Raw genomic sequence first — 24,603 nt, 5'->3', positions numbered from 1 at the left:
ATCGACGATCAAACAGGCACTCCGACAGGCGATCCCGGTGTCCTGTCGAGTAAGGAGCCTGTGGGGGTGCCGATCGGCGGCCCGGTGGTCGTACCGACAAGCGCCTCGTCAGCGCTGGCTGTGGCGCGCGAGATCGCGGGTCGGATCGCGATCGATGCCGCCGACCGCGACCGGGGTCGGCGACTGCCATACGCTGAGATCGACGACCTCTCGGCGTCGGGTCTTCTGGCCATCACAGTTCCGCAGCGCTTCGGCGGTCCCGACCTCGCGCCCAGCGTGGTCGCTGATGTCACGCGCATACTCGCGGCAGCCGATCCCAACGTGGCCCAGATCCCGCACAGTCACTTCGTGTACCTCAACCTTCTCCGGTTGGCTGCGCCGGATGTGTTGGCGCGGAGAATCTTCGATCAGGTGCTGCGGGGTGGCCGTGTCGCGAATGCGCAGTCCGAGCGCGGCGGTGCAACCGTCGCCGACATCAGTACCACCCTGCGCCCGAACGGTGATCGGTTCGTACTCGACGGCGAAAAGTTCTACGCCACAGGATCATTGTTCGCGCACACCCTGGCCGTCCTGGCGCGCCTTGTCGACGACACCGCGGATTTCGGCGCGGGGGAGTACATCGTGTTCGTCGCGGCTGATGCCGCAGGCATCGACGTCGTCGACGACTGGAATGGTCTCGGTCAACGCACCACGGGATCGGGGACCGTCGTGTTCCGCGACGTCGAGGTCGATCCCGTCACGCTCGTGGCGCGGGCGCCTGCTGTCACCCGACCCACGGGGTACGGTGCATTCGCGCAGCTGCTGCACGTCGCCATCGATGTCGGCATCGCACGCGGCGCGCTCGAGACGGCCGCCGACTTCGTGCGTAGCACCTCGCGGCCGTGGTTCGAGGCTGGTGTGGAGCGGGCCGACGCCGACCCGTTGACCGTTCAACGCTTCGGCGAGCTCGGCGTCGAGGTCGCGACGGCAGAGGCAACACTCGAGGTGGCGAGCAGAGCTGTCGACGCCGCAACGGCGATCGGTGCCGACGACCCGGAGCTGACCGCGCAGGCGTCGATTGCGGTAGCGGTCGCCAAGACCGTTGCCGATCGGGCGTCGAACTCGGTGAGTTCTGCACTGTTCGAGGTCGCGGGCACCCGCAGCGCCTCGGCCGACCTCGTACTCGACCGGTTCTGGCGGAACGCCAGAACGCATACGCTGCACGATCCGGTGCGCTGGAAGTATCAGCACATCGGGCGCTGGGTGCTGCGCGGGGAGAGTCCACCGATCCACGGGGTCATCTGAGGGCGGTGCGGCGAACTACGCCAAATCGTTCTGCAGTATCCGGTATCCCGGATATTCTCTTTCCTATGTTCACGAATCGGGCGTGTTCGATGTGACGCCGACACCTCGCGATCACCTGGGTCCGGAGGGCGACCGCCCTCGGGAAGACACCGCACGCTACGAGGCCGATGACTATGCGGATTCGGGGGGCTACTCGGATCCAGCCGGCTACAGCGGGATGGATCCGAGTGCCTACCAGCCTCCCGGGCAGTCGGCGCCCTACCAACCACCCGCCTACGCCGACTATGCCTATCCGTCCTCCCAGCCCGGTTACCAGTCCCAGCCCGGTTATCAGTCCCAGCCCGGCTATCAATCCCAGCCCTATCCGCCGCCGCGCCCGCAGCGCCACGACAATTCCTTGATGATCGTGCTGATCTGCATCGCGGTGCTGCTGATCGTTGCGCTACTCATCGTCGGCGCGTACTATCTCTTCGCTCGCGGGTCGGATTCATCGAGCGACACGGCGACACCCACGGTCACCCAGACCGTCGATCCACCGCAGACGTCCACCGTCACGGTCGCGCCTGCCACTCCGCCACCGGGAGCGACACCCTGCGGCGGAGGCGCGGCCGTTGGCACATCGGTGACGAGTTGCTCGTTCGCGCAGGCCGTCCGTGATGAGTACCTGCGTACGGGGGCCCGGGGACAGGCTCGGGTGATCACCGCATACAGCCCTGTCACGGGGATCAGCTATGCGATGTCGTGTACCCCCGAGGGCGGGATCGTCGCCTGTCGCGGGGGTAACGACGCGGTGGTCTATGTCTACTGATCGGCGTGGGCTGATCGGCGTGGCGGCGCTGGCAGCCGTGTGCGTGCTGGGAGCCACGAGTTGTTCGGCGGCTGGCCGCGAGAACGGCCGGGTCACCCCCGTTACCGTGACGGTCACCGGGTCGACGACAACCTCGTCGCCCTCTCGGCCCGCATCATCGAGCGCTGTGGCTTCCGAGCCGCTGGCACGGGGCTTCCGGGGTGTTGCCGCGCAGGTGGGTATGCCCCTCGGTGTCGCGATCGCGCCTGTCGGTTCGCGCGGCGCCGAACCGATCATGTTGGGCGACAACACGCCTCGAGTGGCGTGGTCGACCATCAAGGTTCCGCTGGCCGTCGCGGCCGAGCGCGAGAACGGGCCGTCGTCTGCCGAGTCGACCGCGATCATCAATTCTGACAACGGCTCAGCCGAGTCGCTGTGGTCTTCTCTGGGGAGTGACGCCGTCGCGGCACGAAAGGTCACCGCAGTTCTGCGGGAGGGCGGTGACGACCGGTCGACGGTACCGGCGCAGAGGATGCGCGCGGGATACACGGTGTTCGGGCAGACGGTGTGGTCACTGCCCGCCGCTGCGACGTTCACCGCACATCTGCCCTGCATGCCGGGGGCAGCGCACGTCGTCTCGCTGATGGGACAGGTCGCGGGTAATCAACAGTGGGGCGTCGAGGTGATGTCGAAGCCTGCAGCTACCGCGGTGAAGGGCGGTTGGGGGCCGGGTACCGACGGCTCGTACCTGGTCAGACAGATCGGACTCCTCACGTTCGCCGACGGTGGGCAGACCGCAGTCGTGATGAGCGCCGCTGCCGGTTCGATGTCTGCGGGCATCGCCGGGCTCGACGCCGTCGGCACCTGGCTCGATCGCAACATCGCACGACTTCCTCGAGGACGGTGTTGACAGCACGAGACCAGTGTTGATAATCCGGGATCAATTGTGCGGAAGAAGGATCGACGGCAAGACCAGAGGCGTCGAATTCGTGATCGAATCCGACGCCCCTGGTCATCCCGAGTCGGAACGTGCGTCCTAGCTCGTCGTGGACGAGGTCCCCGAACCGCTGGAGGAGGACGACGTCGAGCCAGCGGACGACGTCGAGCCGGATGGTGAGCTCGACGAGGCACCTGCCGACGTCGCGGATGCCTCTCCGCTGGAATCCGATGTGTCCGTCGATGCGGCTTCGGTGGCCGAACCCGAGGTCGATGAAGCGCCTGCCGCCGAGGAGGTCGACGGCTCTGACCCGCCAGCCGACTTCTCTCCGGCGGTCGTCGTCGGTGCCGAGGACTCTTCCGTCGACATCGTCGATGGAGTTGTCGGCGATGTGTCTGCTGTCGACGATTCCGTTGCTGCAGTCGAGGCGCCGGCCGTCTGAACGGCGGAGTCCTGTTGGCTTGCTTCGGATTCTTCTGTTGTGACAGAGGATGTTTGGGCCGTACCGGCCGATTCTTCGCGGGCCTCCACCGTCTCGGCGGACTCGCCTTGCACGGTCGTCGCCGTCACAGCCGAAGCGGCCGACTTGTCGGAGTTCGCGTTATCGGTACTTGCCTTGTCGGTGTCCGTGTTGTCGGCCGTAGACCCCGACGCTGACGAATCCTTGTGACCGAGCAGGGTGTTTGCCAGTTTCTCGATGGCTGCGGCCCAGTTGGCAGGCGCTTCGTCGCTGATTGTCGGGAACTGGACTCCCGCCAGGGGTGGGAGGGCCTTGCCGTTCTTGCCATCCCAGCCGTCGCCGAGGAGCGCGCCAACTGTCTGACCGACACCCTGCAATGCGCCGATCGGCCCCACAGCTTCGCCATCAATGGTTAGCGGAACTCCGTTGAGATCGATGCCAAGCCCGATGCTGTTGAAGATAGAGCCGCCAGGGGCAGTGATCTCGGTACCGTCAGGGCCCTCGTAAGAGTTCTGGCCGATCGAACCAGGCGTGAACAGCCCACCGAATGCAATGTCGAGGGAGTTGAGTTTGGTGTCGCCCATGAGGCCGGCGTCGTTGATCAGCGGAGTGAGTGCGGTGAGATCCAATGTGGCGCCATTGAAGACAGCGCCGAGCACGTCGGCGGGTGCGGAGAACACATCGGAGAACACCGCGTCCGGATCGCCCGCTTGAATCGCCGCAGCGATGGCAATTCCACTGTTGAGAACCGCTACTGCCGGGCTGACCACGGGCCCGATCAACCCCATGAGAACGCCACTCATCGGCGATGCCAGTACGTTGATCACTGCAGTAATTGTGTCCGCGTCGATCGCGCCGTCGGCCGGTAGGAACGTCGGCAACAGGCTGAGGGCGAGTCCGTGCATGAGGTCCACGCTGTGGTTCTTCATGGTGTCGAGCGTGGCGCCGCTGGCACCGATACCGGTTACTCCGGCGATCACGGCGTCCAGGTTTGCCCGCATCTTCTCGAGCACATCATCAGCCTTGGACGGATCGTTGAGGACCTCGTTGAGATAGCGCGCCTGATTCGCGATGACCTGCTGGAGCGGAAGGCCCGGAGCGAGAAAGAAGTTGTCCGCCAACGTCGAAGCGTTTTCGGACGCTGTGTTGAACGCATCGATGTAGGGCTCGAGTGGTTTCCAATCGGCAGCGAGACGGACGGTCGCCTCAGTCGCCTTGTACGCGGTGGGCACTTCGGAGTGGACACCTGGTGCGACCGCCAGGATGCTCGCCCCGGCGAGGGCGACGCCGGCCGCAACCCACGTGCGGGACGGCTTCTTCGGGACTTCGATATCGCCCTGAAGGGCGATGGGAGCTGAACGCTGCACGGACTCTCCTCTGAACATGTGCAAGAACTTGAGTGCTGTCTGAACGTAGAACCAGACGAAGCTGAGAGATGTCCGTTTCGAGAAATTTCCTTTCGTGCACAAACGATTAAGTGTGGATTCTGAGTGTTTTGACATAATTAAACGCGCAGTTCAGGCGGTAATCGCACGCTCGAAGTGCGTCGTTTACGATGCGCGATCCTTCCGTTCGAGCACGCGCTCGTCGGTCTTACGCGATTACAGAACCTGACAAATCGTCCACTCACGGGGGTGATTCTCGGGTAGCGTCCGTCGGTGCGCGACGACTCCACGCCATGCCCCGGGTACGCGACGAGTCGTCTCACGGTGCCACGAGTCGCGGTACCGAGATCCCGATCGATGAAGGTGGCCGATGCCCAAGCACGCAAAACTCGCCGAAGACACCCTGCTCGAACTGCTTCGGCAGCGTGCCGAGCGGTACGAGGACAAGGTGGCGTTCGCCTTCTCCTACGAAGGCGACGGTGTCCGATCGAGCGAGATGACGTTCGGTGACCTCGACACCAGGGCGCGAGCGATCGCTGCTGAACTCCAGCGACAGGGTGCCAGGGGCGAGCGGGTGTTGGTGCTGTGCAGGCCCGGATTGGACCACATCGCAGGGTTTTTCGGCTGCGTCTATGCGGGAGCGGTGGCGGTACCCGTGCATGAGCGCTTGGCGCCGCGCCTGTCGTCGGTCGTGCCTGATGCGCGTGCTCGATTCGCTCTGGGAGTGTCGGAAACGCAGCCCGGCATCAAGACCATGCTCGACACGTTGGGCGAGGGCGGAGATCTGGTCTGGGGCCTGATGGACGCGGTGTCCGCCGACGCTGAGGATTGGGTCGCCCCGGACATCGATGCCACGACCATCGCGATGATCCAGTACACCTCCGGCTCGACCACGAGCCCGAAAGGTGTTGTCCTCACTCATGAGAACCTCATGCGCAACATGGAGGCGATCCGTGCGTCGTGGAACAGCAGTGACTCCGACGTGGGCGCGTTCTGGCTTCCCTCGCACCACGACATGGGCCTGATCGGCGGAGTGTTGTCGATGATCTACCTGGGCTGTACTGCCCACTTCATGTCGCCGACAGCGTTCATCAAACGACCGATGGCGTGGATGGAATTGCTATCACGTTGTGGGGCAACGTATACGGTGGCACCGAACTTCGCCTACGAGTTGTGTATCCAGCACAGCACGCCAGAACAGCGAGCGGCACTCGACCTTTCGCGCGTACGTACGGCGATGAACGGCGCCGAGCCGGTGCAGGAGTCGACGCTGCAACGGTTTGCCGACGCCTTCGCGCCCGCGGGCTTTACGGCCGAGTGCTTTTCTGCGGTGTACGGATTGGCGGAAGCGACGCTCTTGGTATCCGGGTGTCACACGTCGACGCCGCCGCATGCCCTGCATCTCGATCGCGAGTCGCTCACAGAAGGCAAGGTTGTCGAAAGTTGTGATCCGGCATGCTCGATGGCGGTTGTCGGATGCGGCGTGCCTCAGGCCGGCGAAGTCGAGATCGTCGACCCGGTGACACGCATGCGGTGCCGGCAGGGTGAGATCGGTGAGATCTGGTGCGCGGGAACGAGCGTCGGCGCCGGGTATTGGCGTCGACCCGAGGAGACCGACCACGCCTTCCGTGCTGTGATCGCTGACAGTGCCGAAGGACATTTCCTGCGTACCGGTGACCTCGGCTTCCTGCATGACGGCGAACTGTTCGTCACCGGGCGCTGCAAGGATCTCATCGTGATCCGCGGCGGCAACCACTACCCCAACGACATCGAGTTCACCGTGCAGGGATGTCACGCGGCTCTGTCGGCCGGTAGGGGAGCGGCCTTCGCGTTCACTCCCGGACTGCGTGCCGAAGAACGGCTCGTCATCGTCCAGGAGGTCGAGGTTGATCAGGGCCAGGGGAACGTCCTCGACAAGTGCACCCTTGACGGCATCATCGAGGCCGTCCGCACCGAGATCATCGAGCACTACGGTCTCGACCCGCATTCTGTCTTCCTCGTCGAACCGCGATCGATCCCGACTACATCGAGTGGGAAGATTCAACGTGGTCGATGCCGTGAGTTGTTCCTCGACGACGCTCTGTCGAGTGTTCGAGCGTGGCAGACCTCTTCGGCTGCTGCCGACGTCGCGCGAGCCAAGGAACTCGAGAAGGCGGTCGCCGGTGCGGAGTTGGTGCGGCTGGCGGTCGCGTCGGGTAGTGCTGCAGTGCGTCAGGGCTGACATTCACAATGCGGTCGGCGTGACAGAGTTGTGACGCCCCTGGCGTCGCATCCTCGTCGGCAGAGACGTAACGTCTGTTACTCAAGTGACTAGAGGGGCAGATGTGACTTTGATTCGACGTGCGGCCGTGGTGTTCGTCGTTGCCGTGGCAGCGATCGTGCTGGGAGCCGGGGGAGCGCAGGCCGCACCGCCGCCCTTTCGCCTGCCGCCGCTACCCGAACCGATTGCGACGTGGCTGCGCCCGCCGGTACCTCCCGCCAAGAGGCTCTCCGACAGTTGGTCGGTCGCTGAGAAGTCGATTCGGAAGGCGATTCCGGGGAAGGTCGGCGTAGCACTCGTGCCCGTCGGGGCCGATGTCGCGCAGTCCTTCGGATCGCTGAAGACAGGCCGCGCGTGGTCGACGATGAAGGTCCCGGTCGCGCTGGCCGCCGAGCGGAAGAACGGCGCAGCGGTACTGGTCAAGGAAGACAAGGCGATCACGTTCTCCGACAACGACGCGGCGGGCGACCTCTGGGGATCCCTCGGCGGTGGAAAGAGATCGGTCGATGCGGTGACGGCGGTCCTCCGCGAGGGCCATGACGTGACGACTCGGGTGAGTTCGGAGATCGACACTCCGCGTTCGTACCCGGGCTACACGCAATGGGCACTGGCCGACCAAGCACGTTTCGGTGCGCATCTTCCGTGCATGCCGAACACCAAGAACATCCTCGATCACATGGGTTCGGTTGCCCCGAATCAGCGGTGGGGTATCGCAGATCTCGGTCCCAAGCGCCACGCCGTCACCGCGGTGAAGGGCGGTTGGGGGCCGGCCACCGACACGGCGCCGGGGTATCTGGTGCGTCAGCTCGGTCTCATCTCGACCGATCAGGGCGAAGTAGCCGTGGCGATGGCGGCTCGGCCGACAAGCGGCACGTTCGAGGACGGTACCAAGATGCTGACGAGGGTCGGCGAGTGGTTGGGACGAAACTTCACCTCGATCCCGGCTGGGAAGTGCGCCCCTGTGTGACCTGTGTGACCACCGGCCATCGATGCAGCACTCCTCAGTCGGGCATCGAGTGGCGTCCGGGACGGGGCGCCGGGGCAGCGGAGGGTCGTCGTTCGGTTCGCTGCACAGGCACTGTCGCCTGCCCTTCTGAACCCGCAGCAGCCGGTTCATCTGTGCTGCGCGACGGATGAGTGAGCGCGGCGGCGATGGCGGTGGTCAATGGGACCGACAGTGCGATGGCGATACCGCCCACGAAAGCGCGGGCGAGTTCGACAGCGACGGCGTCGGTGGTCAGAAGTGACGAGAACGGCTGTCGTGCAACCGAGAAGAGCAACAACAGCGGTAGGGCACTACCCGCGTACGCGAAAACAAGGGTGTAGACGGTACTCGCGATGTGATCGCGCCCGACGCGCATCGCGGCACGGAACGTTGCGAGGCGGGTCGGCTCCCCGGCGCCCGCCAGTTCGAACGCCGCCGACGCCTGCGTGATGGTCACGTCGTTGAGGACGCCGAGCGTGCCGATGATGAATCCGGCGAGCAGCAGGCCGCTGATCGAGATGCTGCCCTGGTAGACCTGCAAGTTCGTGGTCTGGTCGCCGGAGAGTCCGGTGAGGTGCATGGTCCTGATCGCCAGCCAGCTCAACACACCGGCGAGGACGAGTGAGCTCAACGTACCCAGCAGCGCCGAACTCGTTCGAAGACTGATGCCGTGAGCGAGGTACAGGACGACGAACAGAATCGCGGCCGCCGACACCACTGCCACCGCGACAGGCGACTCGCCGTCGAGGATGGCGGGCAACGTGAAGACGCCAAGGACGGCGAAGGCGAAGACGAGACCGACGATCGACCGTAGGCCACGCCAGGCCGCAACCAGCACGACGGCGCCGACGAACAGCAGCGCCCAGATCAGCGTCGGTATCCCGCGCGAGAAGTCGAAGAACGTGTAGCGGGGAGCGCCGTCGGGGCCCGGTACGGTGCTCAACCGGATGCCGTCGCCGGTTGTCAGCGACGGCTGGCCGGGCTGCGGATTGTCGAGCGTCGACGGGTCGGGGGTGACGGTATCCGGACCACTGCCTGCCTGCGCCCGATTCGTCGGAATCTCCAGCAACGTGTATTTGCCTGAGTCGCTTCCTGATTCGAGCTTGACAGTGTTCTCGATGCACGGCCCGTTCGGTGTGGGTGTCGTGCCGAAGTCGGGCGAATCCTGTGCGATGCCCACGAGTTGGTTGAGGCACGGCCCACGTGATTGACCGACCACCGTGCCCGAGACAGTGGTGATCGCCCCGCCGTCGGCCCCACGGAACTGCGGGGGAATCGGGTGCTTTCCGCCCGACGGCCAGAGGACGATCATGCCGATGACGACAAGGATCCCGGCAAGTGTCAGGGTGATGACGACGAACCGTCGGGCTAGCGGAGACAGTGCGGCCGGGATCTCCGACAACGAATGGGTGTGCGAATGTCCGCTGTGCGGGCGGCGGGGTCCGGGATCGCGACTCACCCCGCCACCATAGCGGCGAGTCAGCTCCTCGCGGCGCCGCCCGTTGCCGTCACTTTGTCGGCGAGATCGCGTACTGCCACCCCTCGGACGGAATCGTCAATGGTCGAGCCGACTCCGCCTACGCGGTACGACGCCCCGCGATGAGTGTCGGGGAGGAGGTCACCCCGTCCGAACAGCTTGTGGCGCAACGTTCCCGGCACGTACTCGCGCCGGTAGGCACCTCGTCTCTCCAGGGCAGGCACCACGTGGGTGATGACGTCCGAGAACGTGCCGGGTGTCACCGCGTACGCGAGGTTGAAGCCGTCGACGTCGGTCTCAGCAGTCCAGTCGAGTAGAGCCTGGGCGACCTCGTCGCCGGACCCGATGAGCACGGGGCCCATCCCGCCGATGCCGCCCCACGCCGCGATGTCGCGAACGCGCCACGCCTCACCGGTGTCGGAGGCCTGCTGAAAGGCCGCCACGGCAGACTGGATGGCATTGCTCTCCACATTGCCGATCGGTTCATCCAGGTCATACGACGCCAGGTCGATGCCCATCCAGCCCGACATGAACACCAGCGAACCCTCGTCGCTGGCGAACCGCTGATACTCCTGCGCCTTGGCGCGCGCGGCCTCTGGCGTGGCGTCGGTGATGATCGTGAGCAGTGTGTAGATCCGCGCGTCGTAGGGGTCGCGACCGGCGAGAACCAGTTCGTCACGAATCCGGGCCACGGTGTCGCGCAGGATCTTCTTGGTGGGTGCGCCGACGAAGATGGCTTCGGCGTTCTGCGCTGCGAATCGTCGCCCGCGTGGCGAGGCCCCGGCCTGATAGATGACCGGCGACCCCTGCGGCGACGGCTCGGACAAGTGAATACCGGGAACGGTGAAACGCTCACCGCGATGGCCGATGTGGTGCACCTTCGACGGATCGGCAAACACTCCCGAACTCCGGTCGCGACGCACGGCGTCGCGTTCCCACGAGCCCTCCCACAGCTTGTAGAGCACTGTCAGGTATTCGTCTGCGTGGTCGTAACGATCGTCGTGCGCGAGTTGATCGTCGTCGCCAAGGTTACGTGCGGCAGAGGGCAGGTAACCGGTCACCACGTTCCAGCCGATCCTGCCATTCGTCAGGTGGTCGAGCGTCGACAATCGGCGCGCGAACGGATACGGATGCTCGAATCCGGTACCCGTCGTGATCCCGAATCCCAGGTGTTCGGTCGCGTAGGCCATCGCCGAGACCAGTAGCAGTGGATCGTTCACAGGGATCTGTGCGCCTTGTCTGATCGCAGCCTCGTCGGTTCCCGCGTACACGTCGTAGGTGCCGAGGACGTCGGCGATGAACAGTCCGTCGAATCCGCCTGTCTCCAGCAGTCGCGCGAGCCCGACCCAGTAGTCGAGTGTGTTGTAGTCCCACGATCGGTCAGCCGGATGACGCCAGAGGCCGGGCGACTGGTGCGCGACGCAGTTCATATCGAACGCGTTGAAGCGGATGGCTCGTCGTGTGGTGGACGGTGAGTTGGTGGCGTTCGGTGCGAAAGGTGAATGGCTGTCGGACACCCGGCTGATCGTGCGGCCTGACGGGCAGGTGCGCCAGGTTTGTGCGCACCGGGGGCCAAAGGGGTACGAATGGTTGGCATGAACGCCTCGGAAGTTCTCCTCGACGGATTGTCCCGCATCAAAGAGGGTGTACACGGTGTCCTCGACGGAATCGACGAAGAGCGCCTGGGCCTCGCCGTGGCGCCGGGAGCCAACACCATCGCATGGCTGATCTGGCACCTCACGCGAGTTCAGGACGCCCAGATCGCCGATGTCGCCGGATTCGACCAGGTCTGGACCCGGGACGGCTGGTATGAAAGTTTTGCGCTGCCTTTCGGTCCGGAGGCCACCGGCTACGGGCAGTCGCCCGACGAGGTACGGCGCGTGGTGGCCGAACCCGACCAGCTACTCGGCTACTACGACGCCACGCACGACGCGTCCGTCGCCTACCTCATGACGCTCGAGGACTCCGACCTCGACCGCGTCGTCGACGACAACTGGGATCCCCCCGTGACGCTCGGTGTGCGCCTGGTCAGCATCGTCGACGACGATGCCAAGCACCTGGGGCAGGCAGCATATCTCCGTGGCCTCGATATCTGACCCGGCGGACATCTCTCTGCGCCCGCCCCGGCGCCTGGCGTGCAACGAGCACCGATGATCAGGGCTTCCAGCAGCCCTTGAGGGTCTGGAAGTCGCCCGCGAACGAGGTCCCGCCCGTGCAGGTCGGTGCGTTCTTGCCGTCAACAGTGACGGTCGCGCCTGGTCCGGCGATACCGATGGCGAGTCCCGGTTTGATCCCGGTCATGGTGACAGACGCCTTGGGGCCCACGGCAATTGCGGCCGGGCCGGCGTAGTTGTCGGCCTTCGACGAGGCTGTGCCGCCGTTGTCGGTGACCGCAAGACTGAGTCCGGTCGGACCTGATTGTGCCGAACAACCGGGCATTGTCGAGCTCTGACCCGGGAGCGCCGGACATACGTTCGGGGCTGCCGAGGCACTTGGTGCTGCGGCGAATGCAATTGCTCCGGCACCTGCGGTGGTGATCATGGCTCCGAGCGCGATACGGGCTGCGTTCCGCATGGAATTCTCCTTCGTTGTCGGTGGACGATCACCAGCGATTCGGAGCTGGCACCGAGCGCGGATGGGAGAGCGTCGACGACGTATCGCTGGCGTGTCAGATCCAGCCGCGATCGCGCGCGATGTGGGCTGCCTCGCCGCGTGTGGTCGCCCCTGTCTTGCCGATCGCCGCCGACAGGTGGTTGCGCACCGTTCCCGGCGACAGGTGTACCTGCGCCGCGATCGTGGCGACCGTTGCGCCCGACAGCGCCGCCCGCAGCACGTCGGTCTCGCGCGCCGTCAACGGATTCTCGCCGCTGGTGAGGCTTTCGGTCGCAAGAGTCGGATCGACGACGCGCAGACCCGCGTGCACGCGACGTACGGCATCGGCGAGCTGCGCTGCGGGGGTGTCCTTGACGACGAAACCGGACGCACCTGCGTCGATGGCCCGGCGTAGGTAGCCCGGACGGCCGAACGTCGTGACGATCAGCGAACGTACCCCCTGCAGTTGTGTGCGAATGGCGGCTGCCGCCTCGATGCCGTCTGCTCCCGGCATCTCGATGTCGAGCAGGCACACCTGGGCATCGGAGCTGCGCGCAGCGCCGACGACCTCGTCGCCACGTCCAACCTGCGCCACGACCTCGAGGTCGGGCTCGAGGTCGAGGAGCGCGGCCAATGCCCCGCGGACGAGCGCCTGGTCGTCGGCGAGCAGCAGCCGGATCGGGTCACTCATGAGATCTGCACCCGTACGGTCGTTCCCGTCGCATCGGAGTCAAAACACACTGTGCCGCCTGCTGATTCGACACGTTCACGTAAGCCGCGCAGCCCGTTGCCGTGCTCGGCGTCGCCAAGCCCGCGCCCGTCGTCGTGAACGGAGATCGACGAGGCGTTGATGCGCACATCACAGTGCTGTGCTCCACTGTGTCTGACCACGTTGGTGACGGTTTCGCGTAACACCCAGGCGAACAGCTCGGCGTGCTCGGTCGCGACGGAGGTCTCCGGCAGTGTCGCATCGATTCCCGCAGCATGTAGCGCACTGTCGGCACCGGCGATGGTATCGGGGAGATCAGGTGTACGCATGCGGCCGACGGTTGCCCGTACCTGTGCGAGAGCATCGCGGGTCAGTTGGTTGATCTCGCCCAGCTCATGTTGTGCGCGGGGCGGATCGAGCTCGACGAGCCGCTGCGCGAGTTCGGTTTTCACACTGATCACCGTCAGCGAGTGCCCGAGGATGTCGTGCACGTCGCGAGCGACCCGTTCGCGCTCGGCGACGATCGCGAGTCGGGCATTGAGTTCCCGGCGGCGCTCTTCTTCACGTTCGCGTTCGCCCTCACGAACCGCGATCAGACGGAAGCCGAGCATGGTCATCCCGACTGCGAGCAGCACCAGGACGATACTGGCGTCCGTACTCCAGCCGAACAGGCGTGGCAGTGCAACCGAGAAGACAACGAGGGCGCCGATGCACAGCAGCGCCCAGCGCGTCGGAAAGCAGAACGCGGCGACAACCATCAGGAAGGGCGCTGCGCCGAAGGCGCTTTCGTTGACGATGGGAAGCAGCGCCACCATCAAGCAGGTCAACAGCAGAAAGAGCGGAATGCCCCGCCGGTCGGTGGCACCACCACCGGTGAGCAGATACACGCTCGCCCACAGATATCCGAGTGCGAAGACGGTCAGAATGGTGAAGCCGATGGCTTTGGTGGCGGTCGAGTGGTCGGAGGCCGCGACGGCGCCGATCGGGTAGGCCAGGAAGATCATCCAGACAGCGGTGAACACCCAGCGCAGGTTGCGCCAGGGTGCCACCACATCGCTGCGGAGACCGAACCGATTCACCGCCACGGGCTCTCGATCGTCATGGGTCTCGTTCTCCTGATCGCATATCCGGTTGCGCTCGTCTGCTACTGACGCTGTGTACTGCGACTGTAGAAGACCGCGGCAGCGAGAGAGAACACTGCGGCCCAGAAGACCAGATTGGCGATGGCAACCCAGAGCCCGATGTGTGCGCCGTAGACCGTGACACCGTGGTCGAGCGGGTAGCGGGCAAGCGTCACCACTCCGAACATCGGGGTGAACTGGGAGATGGTCAGCATGGTGCCCTTCAGCGGCACGAACACGTTGCCTGCGAAGGCGAGGAGAGCCAGCACGCCACCCATGACCTGCATGGCCCCGTCGGAGCGCATGATGCTTCCTACGGCCAGTCCCAGTGCTGCGAACACCGACGCCCCGATCCATCCGAGCAACAGGCACACGATCGCGACCCCGATGGGAGCGTGAGCACCGGTGGCGACTCCGGCGATACAGAGCACCACGATCGGTAGTGCACCCATTGCGAGGGCCACACCGACTTTCGTGGCCACATAGCCCGCCGGCTGCAGTGGTGTCATCATGAGTGTTCTGGTCCAGCCGGCCTGCTGTTCGATTGCCACCGAGGCCGCGTTCGTGGCTGCGGCGAGGATTGCCCCGTAGACAGCCATACCGATGAGCACGTAGAAGGCGACATTCCCCGATCCCACAGTGTCGTTCGTCTTCTGGGTCGCACCGAAAACGAGATAGAGCAGCGCCGGCATGGCGACAGTGAAGATCATCGCGCGGCGATTGCGCAGCACGCGGCGGATGTCGAGGCGTAGGTAGGTGGGTGAGGGGAGGAATCCGCGCAGGGAGTCCGAACCGGACGTGGTCGGAGCGTCGGAAGTGTGCACGTTCATGATGGCGCGCCTTTCGGTGTGCAGGGTGTGTGCGATGGTCGTCGGTCAGTCTGTGGTGAGCGCGACGAACGCGTCTTCGAGGTTGTGGGTTGCGATCTCGAGCTCTCGCGCGTCGGTCGTGGTGAGCAGGCACCGCGCGAGTGCGTCGGAATCGTTCGCGGACAGATAGGTTCGTCCCCCACGTCGTTCGACGACCTCGAGGTCGGGAAACTCGCTGGCGACGACGGACACGCAGTCCTCGTCGAGGATCGCCGACACCACGCGTCGGCTGGCGATGTTGCGGATCTCGGCGGTCGAACCGTCGGCGACGAGGCGCCCGTGCGACACCATCACGATGCGGTCGGCGAAATCATCGGCCTCTTCGAGATAGTGGGTGGCGAAGACGACGGTACGACCGGCGCCGGCGTCGGCGCGGATCGCCGACCAAAAGGCACGTCGGGATTCGACGTCCATGCCCGCCGTGGGTTCGTCGAGAACTATGAGGTCGGGGTCGGGAAGTGTTGCCAACGCGAACTTCAGGCGCTGCTGCTCGCCGCCGGAGCATCGGGAGACCTTGCGTGCCGCTATGTCTGCGATGCCGGCGCGAGCCATCACCGCCTCAACGTCGCGCGAGCGGCCGTGCAGGTCGGCGATGATGTGCATGGTCTCCTCGACCGTGAAGTCGGGCAGGAGTCCGCCATTCTGCAGGACAGCAGCGACCCGCCCCGTTCGCGCGGCCTTACGCGCGGGCAAACCGTACACCGCCACAGTGCCCGAATCCGGTTGTGTCAGGCCGAGAACCATGTCGAGCGTCGTGGTCTTACCCGCGCCGTTGGGACCGAGGAAGGCGACGACTTCGCTAGGGCTGATAGTCATGCTGAGACCGTCGACGGCGGTGACGTCCGAACCGTTGCCGCTGCGGAAGGTCTTGGTGACGTCGTCGATGACGAGTGCGGGCACGGAGCGAGTGGCGCTCGCTGCCCGAGTCGCGGAGGGATCGATGTTGTTCATGACATCAACACTGTCGCCGCATCGGCGTCCGCACTCAGAGCAGATGTCACGGTTCGCCCGTGACAATCGTCATGGGTGCGGCGTCAGCCCACGTGTACTACCGGACGCTCGGTGATGTCGGGTTCTGCGCGTCGAACGACTTCTCGTGTCACCGCAGCGACCTCACCCTCGCCGATGAACAAGAAGCGCAGGAGGTTGATCAGCGGATTGGTCTCGCTCCATTCGAAGTACACATTCGGCACGATGCCGGTCTGTTCTCGGATGGCCAGCAGCGTGGCGGCGATGGTGTTCGGCACCGCGGCGGAATCGACCCAGAGGATTCGGTAGCCGCCTTCCCGATAGCGTCCGTGGATCTCGAGATCGGTGGCAAAGTCCGACGAATCGGTCACGTTCACCTCAAGGAAGACGATCTGGTCGGCGTCCGGGATATGGCTCTCGGCGCGTTGCTGCAGTTCTTTGTCGTGGTACTCGTGCAGCGACCGCTCATCGGGATCGTGGGTGACGATCTGGATCTCGCCGGAGGCGGCTGCCTCGTCGATGATCCGTTGCGCCGTCTCATCGAAAGTGATGACGCCGCTGCGCAGTTCGAATGAACGGTTCACCCGCGACGCGAATGACACGATCAAGATCGCCGCGATGAAGAACGCCGCGACCTGTACGCCCTCGGGGCGTTCGATGATGTTCGCGATCGTCGTGTAGATGAAGATCACCGAGATCGTCGTGAACATCAGGGTGAGTCGCCGATTACGCCGCTTGCGGACAGAGAGCGTGACTGCGATGGCTGCGGACGTCATCAGGACCAGGACGCCGGTGGCGTAAGCGCCACCCTGGGCGTCGACGTTTGCGTCGAAATAGATCGTGACGCCGAATGCGATGACCGCGAAGACGACGACGAGTGGTCGCGTCGCGCGTGCCCAGTCCGGTGCCATGCCGTAGCGGGGGAGATAGCGCGGCACGAGATTCAGCAACCCGGCCATGGCCGACGCTCCGGCGAACCAGAGGATGAGGATGGTGCTGATGTCGTAGACGGTGCCGAATCCGCTGCCGAGGTAGTCGTGTCCCAGGTAGGCCAGCGCACGGCCGTTGGCCTTGCCGCCGGGCTGGAACTCGTTCTCGGGGATGAGGATCGTGCACACGAGACTGCTGGTGATGAGGAAGACGCTCATGATCAGTGCCGATGTGGTCAGCAGACGCCGGGTGCCGCGGATTCGGGTGATCGGATGATCGGGCGGATCGGCGGGCGACCCGTCGACCTGTGGCATGACCGCGACACCCGTTTCGAAACCGGACAGTCCGAGTGCGAGTTTGGGGAAGACCAGGACGGCGATGGCGGCCACCATCCATGGATTGCCGTGCTCGGTGAACATCGCCGATTGCCAGTCGATGACCAGATGTGGGGCGTCGACGATGTGCCACAGTGCGGTGGCGATCACGACCAGGTTGAGGGTGAGGTAGACGGCGACCAGTGCGACCGCGATGGTGATCGCCTCGGTGAAACCGCGGAGGAACACCGCGGCGAGCAGTGCCAGCAGGATCAGGGTGATCAGTACCGTGTGATTCGAGAAACCCCGTGGGACGAGCGGATTCTCGACCAGGTGAGCCGTGGCGTCGGCCGCCGACAAGGTCATGGTGATCAGAAAGTCGGTGGCCGCGAATCCGAGAAGCACGAGCACGAAGATCTTTCCGCCCCACTTGGGGAGCAGTCGCTCGAGCATGGCTATCGAGCCCTCGCCCTTGGGCGACTTGCCCGCGACGTACCGGTAGACCGGAAGTGCCCCGAACAGGGTCAGTGCGACGAGTACGAGCGTTGCAACGGGGGCCACGGTTCCCGCAGCGAGCGCAGCGATACCAGGCTGATAGCCGAGCGTCGAGAAATAGTCGACGCCGGTCAGGCACATCACCTTCCACCAGGGGTGCGTGTGCGATTCCTCGCTCGGGATCCGGTGCGGACCCATCAACCCTGCGGGTTCCGGCGAGATGTCGGACAACAACCATTGCCGTAGCCGGTGTTCGGAAACGTCTGAACTCACTCGTGAACACTAACCGGGTGAGCGGTGGGACGGTATGCCAAAGGCGACGTTCACTTTCGACGATCCGTCAACTGCCGCTTATGTCCGTTCTTCGACGGGGCAAATGGTGCAAAACGAAAGTTACTGTCGTGCAACGGGTTCGAAGATCACAAGTTGGTCAACGTGCCGTACGGGCGACAGCGCCGGTTCATCTGTTGTTTGCCGAGATCTCAGTACAGTTCGCGCGGAGTTGCCGCTGGGGCGACGACCGGCGTAGCGCGCGGATCGAGCGAGCGGGCCGAGCAACGAACACATCTTGAGGGGACTACATGACCACCAACGAGTCACGGATGCGGCGGGGTGCCGTAGGCGCACTGGCCATCGGTGCCGTCGCGACCGCCGTCGGCCTGGCCGCGGCTCCCGCGCACGGCGACGCCTTCGTTCGGCTGCCCGGAGGAACGGCGACCGGCGACGGACTGACCTTGACCCGCAGCAACGAGCACGCGCAGATCTCACCGTCGCTCGCGGCCAACGGCCTGGGCCGCACCGCCTGGGTGAGCGGCAACATCACTCTGAAGGCGCCCAACCTCAAGCCGTCTCCCGCAGGACCCAACAACGGACCGCAGGGTGAGTCCGCATCGCCGGGCACGGGCGGTGTCTCGACAGACGGCGCCGCGGCGACGTTGTCGGTCGGCTACATCGTCGGGTGCCAGGTGAACATCGGCTCGATGACGGTCGGTGTCACCGGCAGCTTCAGTCCGGTGTCGATGGTTCCGGCTGCGACGGGAAGCATCAGCCTGCCGCTCAGCCCCGGGCAGGTCCTCTTCGCGCAGATCGACTACAAGGACGTCGAGAAGGCCGGCACCCAGTACTTCAACTACGACCGGGTCCAGCTCAACATCAACGGTTGCGCAGGCTACGCGCAGGCCCGCTCGTACGCGGTGGTGGAGACCACCGGCAGCGATCACCAGAAGGTCAACCTCTACGGCAAGCCCTTCTCGATCGGCTGACCCGCCCACACGACAACCAACATTCGAGGAAGAAATGAACATCAGCTTGAAGCGGCTCGCCGCCATCGGTGCGCCCGCGGCATTCGCCACCGTCGCCGCTCTGATGGCACCGGCCATCGCGCACGCCGACGTCCACGTCGCGCTCCCGTCACAGACCGATCAGCAGACGCTGGGCGACGGCACCGTTGTTTCGGTGACGCGCAGCAACGAAACCGCCAATATCAACCCGTCGCTCGGCGGCACGCCGCTGCACCGCAACGCCTGGGTGTCGGCCAGCTACGCCGTCAAGACCAGCAAAGACGCCAAGAAGATCAAGATTCAGGCGGGCTACATCGTCGGGTGCCAGGTCAACATCTCGGGTGTGACCGGTAGCGGCAACGCCAGCGCAGGGGTTGCCACGCAGGGCGCGACGGCAGGCGACTTGGTCGACAACAAGACGAGCATCGGCTCGGGCGCCTCGCTCAGCATCGGACCCGGACAGGCGGTCAACTACTACATCAACGACGTGGAGTCGGCCGACGACTTCGGCTCCGACAAGCACAGCAGCAAGGTCGGATACAAGAACACCAACCACGCCAAGCTGAGCTACACCAACGAGACGATGCAGGTCAACGGCTGTGCAGGCTACGCACAGGCGCGGTCGTTCGCCAACGTCTACGTCGTCACCAGCAACGCTGAACAGGTCGTCACGTTCTACGGGAAGCCTTTCAGCCTCGGATAACCTCTCACCCGAGTCTGATTCGACGACCGCGCGGTGCACCTTCGGCTGGGTGCACCGCGCGGTCACCTCTGTAACGCGGATCGTCGCGGGCGATGTCTCTCCGTGAGACGATCGGACAATGGCTGACACCGACGTGCCGCTGACCGACGACCAACTCGCGTCGCCCATCGACGATGGGGACTCGATGATCACCGTGGTGATAGCGTTCGCGGCGAATGTTGCAGTCGCCATTGCCAAGACGATTGCAGCGATCCTCACCGGGTCGGCATCGATGACCGCGGAGGCCATGCACTCGTGGGCGGATTCGGGAAACGAGATCTTTCTGCTCATCGCGGAGCGCAGAGGAAACCGTGGCCGAACTCGTAGCCACCCGTTCGGACACGGTCGAGAAACCTACATCTGGTCGATGTTTGCGGCTTTCGGTTTGTTTGCCGTAGGCGCGGCGGTGTCGGTGGTGAACGGCATCACGGCGCTGGTCCACCCGGAAGAAGACACCAACTATACGGTCGGCTACATCGTGCTGGCGATTTCCGCAGTGCTGGAGGGTATTTCGTTCCTGCAGTCGGTGCGTCAGGCGAAAGCAGGTGGACGTCGACTGTCCATGCATCCGTTGCGATTCGTCAGCCGCACATCGAACACGACGCTGCGCGCGGTCTTCGCAGAAGACTCCGCGGCGCTCGTCGGTCTCGCGATCGCCGCAGCCGGTATGGCATTGCATCAGATCACTGGCAACGCGGTCTGGGATGCGCTCGGTTCGATCCTCGTCGGCGTACTGCTCGGCTTCATCGCGATCTTCCTGATCAGACGGAACAGTGAGTTCCTGCTGGGTCAGGAGGCCATGGCGCCGATCCGCGATGCCATTCTGGTGCGGTTGCTGGCCATGCCCGACATCGACAGGGTCACCTACCTGCACGCCGAGTACGTCGGACCGATGGAGTTCTACCTCGTGGCCGCCGTGGACATCACCGGCGACATGGCAGAACACGATGTCGCATTCCGGCTGCGCAGACTCGAGGCGACGATCGAAGAGCAGGACGTCATCGTCGAAGCGGTGCTGACGCTGTCGACGACCGACGAGGCGTCACTGGTACCCGCCGGTAGGGTGGGGTAGCGATCGCCCGAGCGGAGTCGTTATGTCGCTGCGGGCAGCGGAGTGACCTGGTAGGACAGCATTCGCCACCGATCCGGGTGACGACGCCACACCACGAGCATCGACCACCGCACGCCCGATGTCTCGACCTGTGCAGCGACTGCGGGAGAGGTTCCCGGATCGTCGCCGTTGAGATGGCCGCGCAACGTCTGCGTGCCCCAGCAGAGCGCGATGTCGCCGAAGATCTTGACCAGCAGGTCGTCGAACTCCATCTCGAGGTCGCGCGAGTTCATGGTCGTGGTGATGTGCTCGTCGGCTGTGATCCGGGTCCCGGGCAATTCGGTACCCACGAATTCGGGGTCGTGCAGATCGACGAGTTCGTCGATGTTGCGGGTCAGGATCGCTGCTCGCATTCGCGGATACTCGGCGAGGACCTCGGCGATGGCCGCGGGATCGTTGACGTGGGTGGTCGACTCTGACTGTGTTGACACTTCTTTCTCCTCATCGATTGCGGTGGTTGGGTTCTGGTGTCGAGCGCTGAGCGTCGACGTGGGTTCGGTACTCCGACGCGTAAATTGGGCCCCATGGAACTGCGAATCTTCACCGAACCCCAGCAGGGCGCCACCTACGCGACGTTGCTCCGCATTGCCCGTGCGAGCGAAGATCTCGGGTACGACGCCTTCTTCCGCTCCGATCACTATCTCGCCATGAACGCGGAGGGGCTGCCGGGACCGACCGATGCCTGGTTGACGCTTGCCGCTCTCGGGCGTGAGACCTCGACGATCAAGCTCGGCACGCTGGTCACGTCAGCGACTTTCCGTCATCCGGGCCAGCTAGCCATCCAGGTGGCACAGGCCGACGAGATGAGCGGTGGAAGAATCGAATTCGGGTTGGGGGCGGGCTGGTTCGCTGAGGAACATGAGGCGTATGCGATTCCGTTCCCCGCTCTCGGCGAGCGCTTCGAGCGCCTGACGGAGAACTTGGAGATCATCACCGGATTGTGGTCGACGCCCGTGGGTGATCTGTTCGATTACAGCGGCAAGCACTTCGAGGTGAAGAGCTCGCCCGCATTGCCGAAGCCTGTTCAGTCGCCGCGGCCACCGATCATCATAGGTGGGATGGGCAGAAAGCGCACGCCTGCCCTCGCTGCGAGATTTGCCGACGAGTTCAACGTCCCGTTTGCGCAGGTCGACGTCGTGTCCGGACAGTTCGACGTTGTGCGCGATGCGTGTCGCGCTGCCGGTCGCGGACCCGATGAACTCACCTACTCGGCGGCGCTGACGGTGTGCGTCGGTCGCAACGATGCCGAAGTGGCGAAACGCGCCGATGCCATTGGTCGGAGCGTTGACGAACTGCGTGAAAACGGGCTGGCGGGAACGCCTTCCGAGGTCGTCGAGAAGATGGAGACCTACCGGGCCGTCGGAGTGAGCAGACTCTATCTCCAGGTGCTCGATCTTGATGACGTCGAGCATATCGAATTCATCGCGAATGAGGTCGCGCCGCAGCTCTGATGTTCGTCGACGCTGGTCAGTGTCGCGGGGCGTCGAATGAGGTGTGCATCTCCCAGAACAGAATCTCGGCAGGGGCGTCGGAGGTCACCGAGAGTTCGGCGTTGTCGACCGTACGTAGCGCGTCGCCCTCATCGAGGACGATGTGCTCGTCGACCCCCGCCTCCTGGCCGAGGCCGGTGACCGAGATGGTTCCGGAGACGACGAACAGGTGGCCGAACGGTGCGCGCGGAATCGTGACCGGATGGCCAGGTGTGAGCCGTGCGGCATGTAATGCCACGTAGCTGTTGCCGATACTCATTGCGGGACTGTCGATGTCGCGCTCGAGTCCGGAGACGATGGTCACCAGATCGCCCCGCGCCAGCGCAGCGTTGACGTCTGCTTCTGCGTAATCAGGCGTGCCGCCGGCATATTCAGGTGCGATCCACATCTGGACGACGCGAAGTCGCTGGTTCTCGGACCGCGTCGACGCATTGCGTTCGGAGTGTCTGATCCCCGAACCCGCTGACATGCGTTGGACGACACCAGGGGTGAGCACTCCTTCGCTTCCGTGCGAATCCTTGTGGTGCAGCGAGCCTTCGACAACCCAGGTGACGATCTCGGCGTCGTGGTGTTGATGGGTGTCGAAACCTGCTCCGGCGTCGACGACGTCGTCGTTGTGGACCAAGAGCATTCCGTGTGCGTTGGCGGCGAGATTGAAGCTTCCCGTGGCGGGAAACGACTGCCGTGAGTCGATGGCTTCGTCGTTCCACATGTGTCGATCGGCAGCAGGGATCAGTCGCCAGGAGGGGGAGGACTCGGTGGTCTGCTGTGCGCTCATGGTGTCGTCATTTCCGGGTGGAAGTGGATGTAACATCGGTGTTTTCGACGTTGTCGAGGTGCGTTGTGAGTGTTTCCATGATGCTGCCGAGGTTGTTCGCCTCGGTGTCTGACAGCGCGGAGGTGAACAGTCTGTCGACGGCTACGCCGTGGTCGCGGGCGGCCGCGGCGAATGCCGCACGCCCGTCGTCGGTCAGCACGGCGTAGCTGCCGCGCTTGTCCTCGGGGACCGCTTCGCGACGCAGCCAGCCACGACGCACCATGGCGTCGATCTGGTACGAGAGCCGCGACGTCGAGAAGACCATGCGGCGGGACAGGTCTCGCATGCGAGCGCGGCCACCGGGGCACTCGTGGAGTATCAGCAGAACGTGATAGTCCGCGAGTGACATTCGGCAGTGCACGCGGAGCTCGTCGTCAAGCATGGTCTGCAGACGAGCACTGGTCTCCACGAAGAGCCGCCACGCCTGAGCTTTCGACGCGGCCGTCTTCATCGAGGATTGGTCGGTGGTCATCGATTGCTGGTGTGCGGCATGATCGCATCCGGCGGAACGATGCCGAGTCGACCGGCCTGGAAGTCTTCTATCGCCTCGACGAGTTGTTCGCGGGTATTCATCACGAACGGCCCGTAGTGTGCGACGGGTTCGCGGATGGGCTGGCCCCCGAGCAGCAGCACTTCGAGCGCCGGACGGTTGCCGTCCTGACCCGTGTCCGCGGTGACTGTCAATCGATCGCCCTTGCCGAAGACGGCGAGCTGACCCTGTTCGATCGGACGGGCTTCTGCGCCAACGGTTCCGCGGCCCGACAACACGTAGGCGAGCGCGTTGAAGTCCTCGCGCCACGGCACGGACACGGACGCGCCCGGCGCGATGGTCGCGTGTGCCACCGTGATCGGGGTGTGTGTGGCGCCGGGGCCTGCGTGGCCGTCGAGTTCGCCGGCGATGATCCGGATGAGGGCGCCGCCGTCGGGGGACGCGACGAGTTCGACGTTGCCGGCCTCGAGGTTCTGGTAGCGCGGCGTGAGGAATTTGTCCTTGGCCGGCAGATTCACCCAGAGCTGGATGCCGTGGAACAGGCCGCCGGACTCGACGAGCTCAGCCGGTGGGGTCTCGATGTGCAGGATGCCCGAGCCGGCGGTCATCCACTGCGTGGCGCCGTTCTCGATGAGGCCTCCGCCGCCGGTCGAATCCTGGTGCTGGAAGCGGCCATCGATCATGTACGTGACGGTTTCGAAGCCGCGGTGCGGGTGCCAGTCGGTGCCCTTCGGCTCTCCCGGCTCATAGTCGACCTCGCCCATCTGATCCATGTGGATGAACGGATCGAGCACGGCCGCGGGAACGCCCGCGAAAGCTCTGACCACGGGGAATCCCTCTCCCTCGTAGCCGCGCGGCCCGCGGGTGAGTGACTTCACCGGACGCTCGGTGGAGTCGAGCGCCGCGGCGGACATGCGGGGCAACGTCGTGGTGTCGGCGGTGATGGCGGGCATCGGGACCTCCTGGTCGGCTTTTTGCTCAAATCTGAGCAACTGCGTGGGTCAACCAGTCGGGAGTCGGAGTTATTCCGCGCCGCAGACGACGACAATGATTCTTCCTACCTCAGGCCGCTGCAAAGTCTGAATGTCCCGACCCGCGC

Annotated in this window: 23 protein-coding genes; 10 read left to right on the top strand and 13 right to left on the bottom strand. The window is 64.6% G+C overall.

Features of this window, described 5'->3' with window-relative positions:
• Window positions 1-66: 66 nt before the first annotated feature.
• The 3 genes from GOACH_RS13490 to GOACH_RS13480 all read left to right on the top strand — a co-directional run bounded on the left by GOACH_RS13490 (window position 67) and on the right by GOACH_RS13480 (window position 2,981).
• Window positions 67-1,284: an SfnB family sulfur acquisition oxidoreductase gene (locus GOACH_RS13490; RefSeq protein WP_005175517.1), complete on the top strand. Its 1,218-nt coding sequence runs from the start codon at window positions 67-69 to the stop codon at window positions 1,282-1,284.
• An 82-nt stretch (window positions 1,285-1,366) separates the two neighbouring features.
• Window positions 1,367-2,092 (top strand): flagellar basal body-associated FliL family protein, encoded by a 726-nt coding sequence (locus GOACH_RS13485; RefSeq protein ID WP_005175514.1) that lies wholly within the window; start codon window positions 1,367-1,369, stop codon window positions 2,090-2,092.
• The gene (locus GOACH_RS13480) at window positions 2,082-2,981 is read left to right on the top strand and encodes a hypothetical protein (RefSeq protein ID WP_040518681.1); all 900 of its coding nucleotides are present in this window, start codon (window positions 2,082-2,084) and stop codon (window positions 2,979-2,981) included. Before GOACH_RS13485 ends, GOACH_RS13480 begins: the two co-directional genes overlap by 11 nt.
• Window positions 2,982-3,107: 126 nt before the next feature.
• Here GOACH_RS13480 and gjpA read toward each other — a convergent pair whose 3' ends face one another.
• Window positions 3,108-4,835: an outer membrane porin GjpA gene (gjpA, locus tag GOACH_RS13475; protein WP_005175507.1), complete on the bottom strand. Its 1,728-nt coding sequence runs from the start codon at window positions 4,833-4,835 to the stop codon at window positions 3,108-3,110.
• A gap of 388 nt (window positions 4,836-5,223) precedes the next feature.
• Here gjpA and GOACH_RS13470 point away from each other — a divergent pair, with 388 nt between their 5' ends.
• Both GOACH_RS13470 and GOACH_RS13465 read left to right on the top strand, forming a co-directional pair.
• Window positions 5,224-7,074 (top strand): fatty acyl-AMP ligase, encoded by a 1,851-nt coding sequence (locus GOACH_RS13470; RefSeq protein WP_005175504.1) that lies wholly within the window; start codon window positions 5,224-5,226, stop codon window positions 7,072-7,074.
• A gap of 103 nt (window positions 7,075-7,177) precedes the next feature.
• Window positions 7,178-8,080 (top strand): hypothetical protein, encoded by a 903-nt coding sequence (locus GOACH_RS13465; RefSeq protein ID WP_005175499.1) that lies wholly within the window; start codon window positions 7,178-7,180, stop codon window positions 8,078-8,080.
• Between the two features lie 34 nt (window positions 8,081-8,114).
• Here GOACH_RS13465 and GOACH_RS13460 read toward each other — a convergent pair whose 3' ends face one another.
• Window positions 8,115-9,557 (bottom strand): YibE/F family protein, encoded by a 1,443-nt coding sequence (locus GOACH_RS13460; protein WP_005175496.1) that lies wholly within the window; start codon window positions 9,555-9,557, stop codon window positions 8,115-8,117.
• A 20-nt stretch (window positions 9,558-9,577) separates the two neighbouring features.
• Window positions 9,578-11,092: an LLM class flavin-dependent oxidoreductase gene (locus tag GOACH_RS13455; protein ID WP_005175493.1), complete on the bottom strand. Its 1,515-nt coding sequence runs from the start codon at window positions 11,090-11,092 to the stop codon at window positions 9,578-9,580.
• A gap of 78 nt (window positions 11,093-11,170) precedes the next feature.
• Here GOACH_RS13455 and GOACH_RS13450 point away from each other — a divergent pair, with 78 nt between their 5' ends.
• Window positions 11,171-11,671: a mycothiol transferase gene (locus GOACH_RS13450; protein ID WP_040518677.1), complete on the top strand. Its 501-nt coding sequence runs from the start codon at window positions 11,171-11,173 to the stop codon at window positions 11,669-11,671.
• A 58-nt stretch (window positions 11,672-11,729) separates the two neighbouring features.
• Here the strand turns inward: GOACH_RS13450 and GOACH_RS13445 are convergent, their stop codons facing one another.
• The 6 genes from GOACH_RS13445 to GOACH_RS13420 form a co-directional block, all read right to left on the bottom strand.
• Complete coding sequence (locus GOACH_RS13445) at window positions 11,730-12,149, bottom strand: hypothetical protein (protein ID WP_005175486.1); 420 nt, start codon at window positions 12,147-12,149, stop codon at window positions 11,730-11,732.
• Between the two features lie 94 nt (window positions 12,150-12,243).
• Entirely contained in the window at window positions 12,244-12,858 is a 615-nt protein-coding gene (locus GOACH_RS13440; protein WP_005175482.1) for a response regulator transcription factor, read from the bottom strand.
• Entirely contained in the window at window positions 12,855-13,961 is a 1,107-nt protein-coding gene (locus GOACH_RS13435; RefSeq protein ID WP_005175479.1) for a sensor histidine kinase, read from the bottom strand. Before GOACH_RS13435 ends, GOACH_RS13440 begins: the two co-directional genes overlap by 4 nt.
• 59 nt (window positions 13,962-14,020) lie before the next feature.
• Complete coding sequence (locus GOACH_RS13430; protein ID WP_005175477.1) at window positions 14,021-14,827, bottom strand: ABC transporter permease; 807 nt, start codon at window positions 14,825-14,827, stop codon at window positions 14,021-14,023.
• A 45-nt stretch (window positions 14,828-14,872) separates the two neighbouring features.
• A complete protein-coding gene (locus GOACH_RS13425) occupies window positions 14,873-15,817 on the bottom strand; it encodes an ABC transporter ATP-binding protein (RefSeq protein WP_005175475.1) in 945 nt (314 codons plus the stop codon).
• Between the two features lie 83 nt (window positions 15,818-15,900).
• Entirely contained in the window at window positions 15,901-17,772 is a 1,872-nt protein-coding gene (locus GOACH_RS13420; protein ID WP_052004003.1) for an APC family permease, read from the bottom strand.
• Window positions 17,773-18,155: 383 nt separating this feature from the next.
• Here GOACH_RS13420 and GOACH_RS13415 point away from each other — a divergent pair, with 383 nt between their 5' ends.
• The 3 genes from GOACH_RS13415 (at window position 18,156) to GOACH_RS13405 (ending at window position 20,668) form a co-directional block, all read left to right on the top strand.
• Window positions 18,156-18,836: an MspA family porin gene (locus GOACH_RS13415; RefSeq protein WP_005175468.1), complete on the top strand. Its 681-nt coding sequence runs from the start codon at window positions 18,156-18,158 to the stop codon at window positions 18,834-18,836.
• Between the two features lie 34 nt (window positions 18,837-18,870).
• Window positions 18,871-19,557 carry an MspA family porin gene (locus tag GOACH_RS13410; RefSeq protein WP_005175465.1) on the top strand — a complete coding sequence of 229 codons (687 nt, stop codon included), beginning with the start codon at window positions 18,871-18,873 and terminating at the stop codon, window positions 19,555-19,557.
• 118 nt (window positions 19,558-19,675) lie between these two features.
• On the top strand, window positions 19,676-20,668 hold the full coding sequence (locus GOACH_RS13405; protein WP_005175463.1) for a cation diffusion facilitator family transporter: 993 nt from the start codon (window positions 19,676-19,678) through the stop codon (window positions 20,666-20,668).
• A gap of 20 nt (window positions 20,669-20,688) precedes the next feature.
• Here the strand turns inward: GOACH_RS13405 and GOACH_RS13400 are convergent, their stop codons facing one another.
• Window positions 20,689-21,138, bottom strand: coding sequence for a nuclear transport factor 2 family protein (locus tag GOACH_RS13400; protein ID WP_005175460.1), 450 nt, complete (start codon window positions 21,136-21,138; stop codon window positions 20,689-20,691).
• Window positions 21,139-21,231: 93 nt separating this feature from the next.
• Here GOACH_RS13400 and GOACH_RS13395 point away from each other — a divergent pair, with 93 nt between their 5' ends.
• The gene (locus GOACH_RS13395) at window positions 21,232-22,158 is read left to right on the top strand and encodes an LLM class F420-dependent oxidoreductase (RefSeq protein ID WP_005175457.1); all 927 of its coding nucleotides are present in this window, start codon (window positions 21,232-21,234) and stop codon (window positions 22,156-22,158) included.
• A 16-nt stretch (window positions 22,159-22,174) separates the two neighbouring features.
• Here GOACH_RS13395 and GOACH_RS13390 read toward each other — a convergent pair whose 3' ends face one another.
• The 3 genes from GOACH_RS13390 to GOACH_RS13380 are packed head-to-tail and all read right to left on the bottom strand — an operon-like array spanning window position 22,175 to window position 24,457.
• On the bottom strand, window positions 22,175-22,975 hold the full coding sequence (locus GOACH_RS13390; protein WP_005175455.1) for a pirin family protein: 801 nt from the start codon (window positions 22,973-22,975) through the stop codon (window positions 22,175-22,177).
• Between the two features lie 7 nt (window positions 22,976-22,982).
• A complete protein-coding gene (locus GOACH_RS13385; RefSeq protein ID WP_005175453.1) occupies window positions 22,983-23,486 on the bottom strand; it encodes a MarR family winged helix-turn-helix transcriptional regulator in 504 nt (167 codons plus the stop codon).
• The gene (locus GOACH_RS13380; protein WP_005175451.1) at window positions 23,483-24,457 is read right to left on the bottom strand and encodes a pirin family protein; all 975 of its coding nucleotides are present in this window, start codon (window positions 24,455-24,457) and stop codon (window positions 23,483-23,485) included. Before GOACH_RS13380 ends, GOACH_RS13385 begins: the two co-directional genes overlap by 4 nt.
• Window positions 24,458-24,603: the final 146 nt, after the last annotated feature.

Origin of the sequence: Gordonia aichiensis NBRC 108223, from assembly GCF_000332975.1 — a bacterium.
GTDB classification, from domain to species: domain Bacteria; phylum Actinomycetota; class Actinomycetes; order Mycobacteriales; family Mycobacteriaceae; genus Gordonia; species Gordonia aichiensis.
This window is presented reverse-complemented; position numbering and strand designations above follow the sequence as displayed.

Coding starts and splice junctions, on each gene's coding strand:
- GOACH_RS13480 (WP_040518681.1), top strand. CDS start 2,082: ATGTCTACTGATCGGCGTGGGCTGATCGGCGTGGCGGCGCTGGCAGCC.
- GOACH_RS13470 (WP_005175504.1), top strand. CDS start 5,224: ATGCCCAAGCACGCAAAACTCGCCGAAGACACCCTGCTCGAACTGCTT.
- GOACH_RS13450 (WP_040518677.1), top strand. CDS start 11,171: ATGAACGCCTCGGAAGTTCTCCTCGACGGATTGTCCCGCATCAAAGAG.
- GOACH_RS13445 (WP_005175486.1), bottom strand. CDS start 12,149: ATGCGGAACGCAGCCCGTATCGCGCTCGGAGCCATGATCACCACCGCA.
- GOACH_RS13440 (WP_005175482.1), bottom strand. CDS start 12,858: ATGAGTGACCCGATCCGGCTGCTGCTCGCCGACGACCAGGCGCTCGTC.
- GOACH_RS13430 (WP_005175477.1), bottom strand. CDS start 14,827: ATGAACGTGCACACTTCCGACGCTCCGACCACGTCCGGTTCGGACTCC.
- GOACH_RS13425 (WP_005175475.1), bottom strand. CDS start 15,817: ATGAACAACATCGATCCCTCCGCGACTCGGGCAGCGAGCGCCACTCGC.
- GOACH_RS13420 (WP_052004003.1), bottom strand. CDS start 17,772: ATGGGTCCGCACCGGATCCCGAGCGAGGAATCGCACACGCACCCCTGG.
- GOACH_RS13415 (WP_005175468.1), top strand. CDS start 18,156: ATGACCACCAACGAGTCACGGATGCGGCGGGGTGCCGTAGGCGCACTG.
- GOACH_RS13410 (WP_005175465.1), top strand. CDS start 18,871: ATGAACATCAGCTTGAAGCGGCTCGCCGCCATCGGTGCGCCCGCGGCA.
- GOACH_RS13405 (WP_005175463.1), top strand. CDS start 19,676: ATGGCTGACACCGACGTGCCGCTGACCGACGACCAACTCGCGTCGCCC.
- GOACH_RS13395 (WP_005175457.1), top strand. CDS start 21,232: ATGGAACTGCGAATCTTCACCGAACCCCAGCAGGGCGCCACCTACGCG.
- GOACH_RS13390 (WP_005175455.1), bottom strand. CDS start 22,975: ATGAGCGCACAGCAGACCACCGAGTCCTCCCCCTCCTGGCGACTGATC.
- GOACH_RS13385 (WP_005175453.1), bottom strand. CDS start 23,486: ATGACCACCGACCAATCCTCGATGAAGACGGCCGCGTCGAAAGCTCAG.
- GOACH_RS13380 (WP_005175451.1), bottom strand. CDS start 24,457: ATGCCCGCCATCACCGCCGACACCACGACGTTGCCCCGCATGTCCGCC.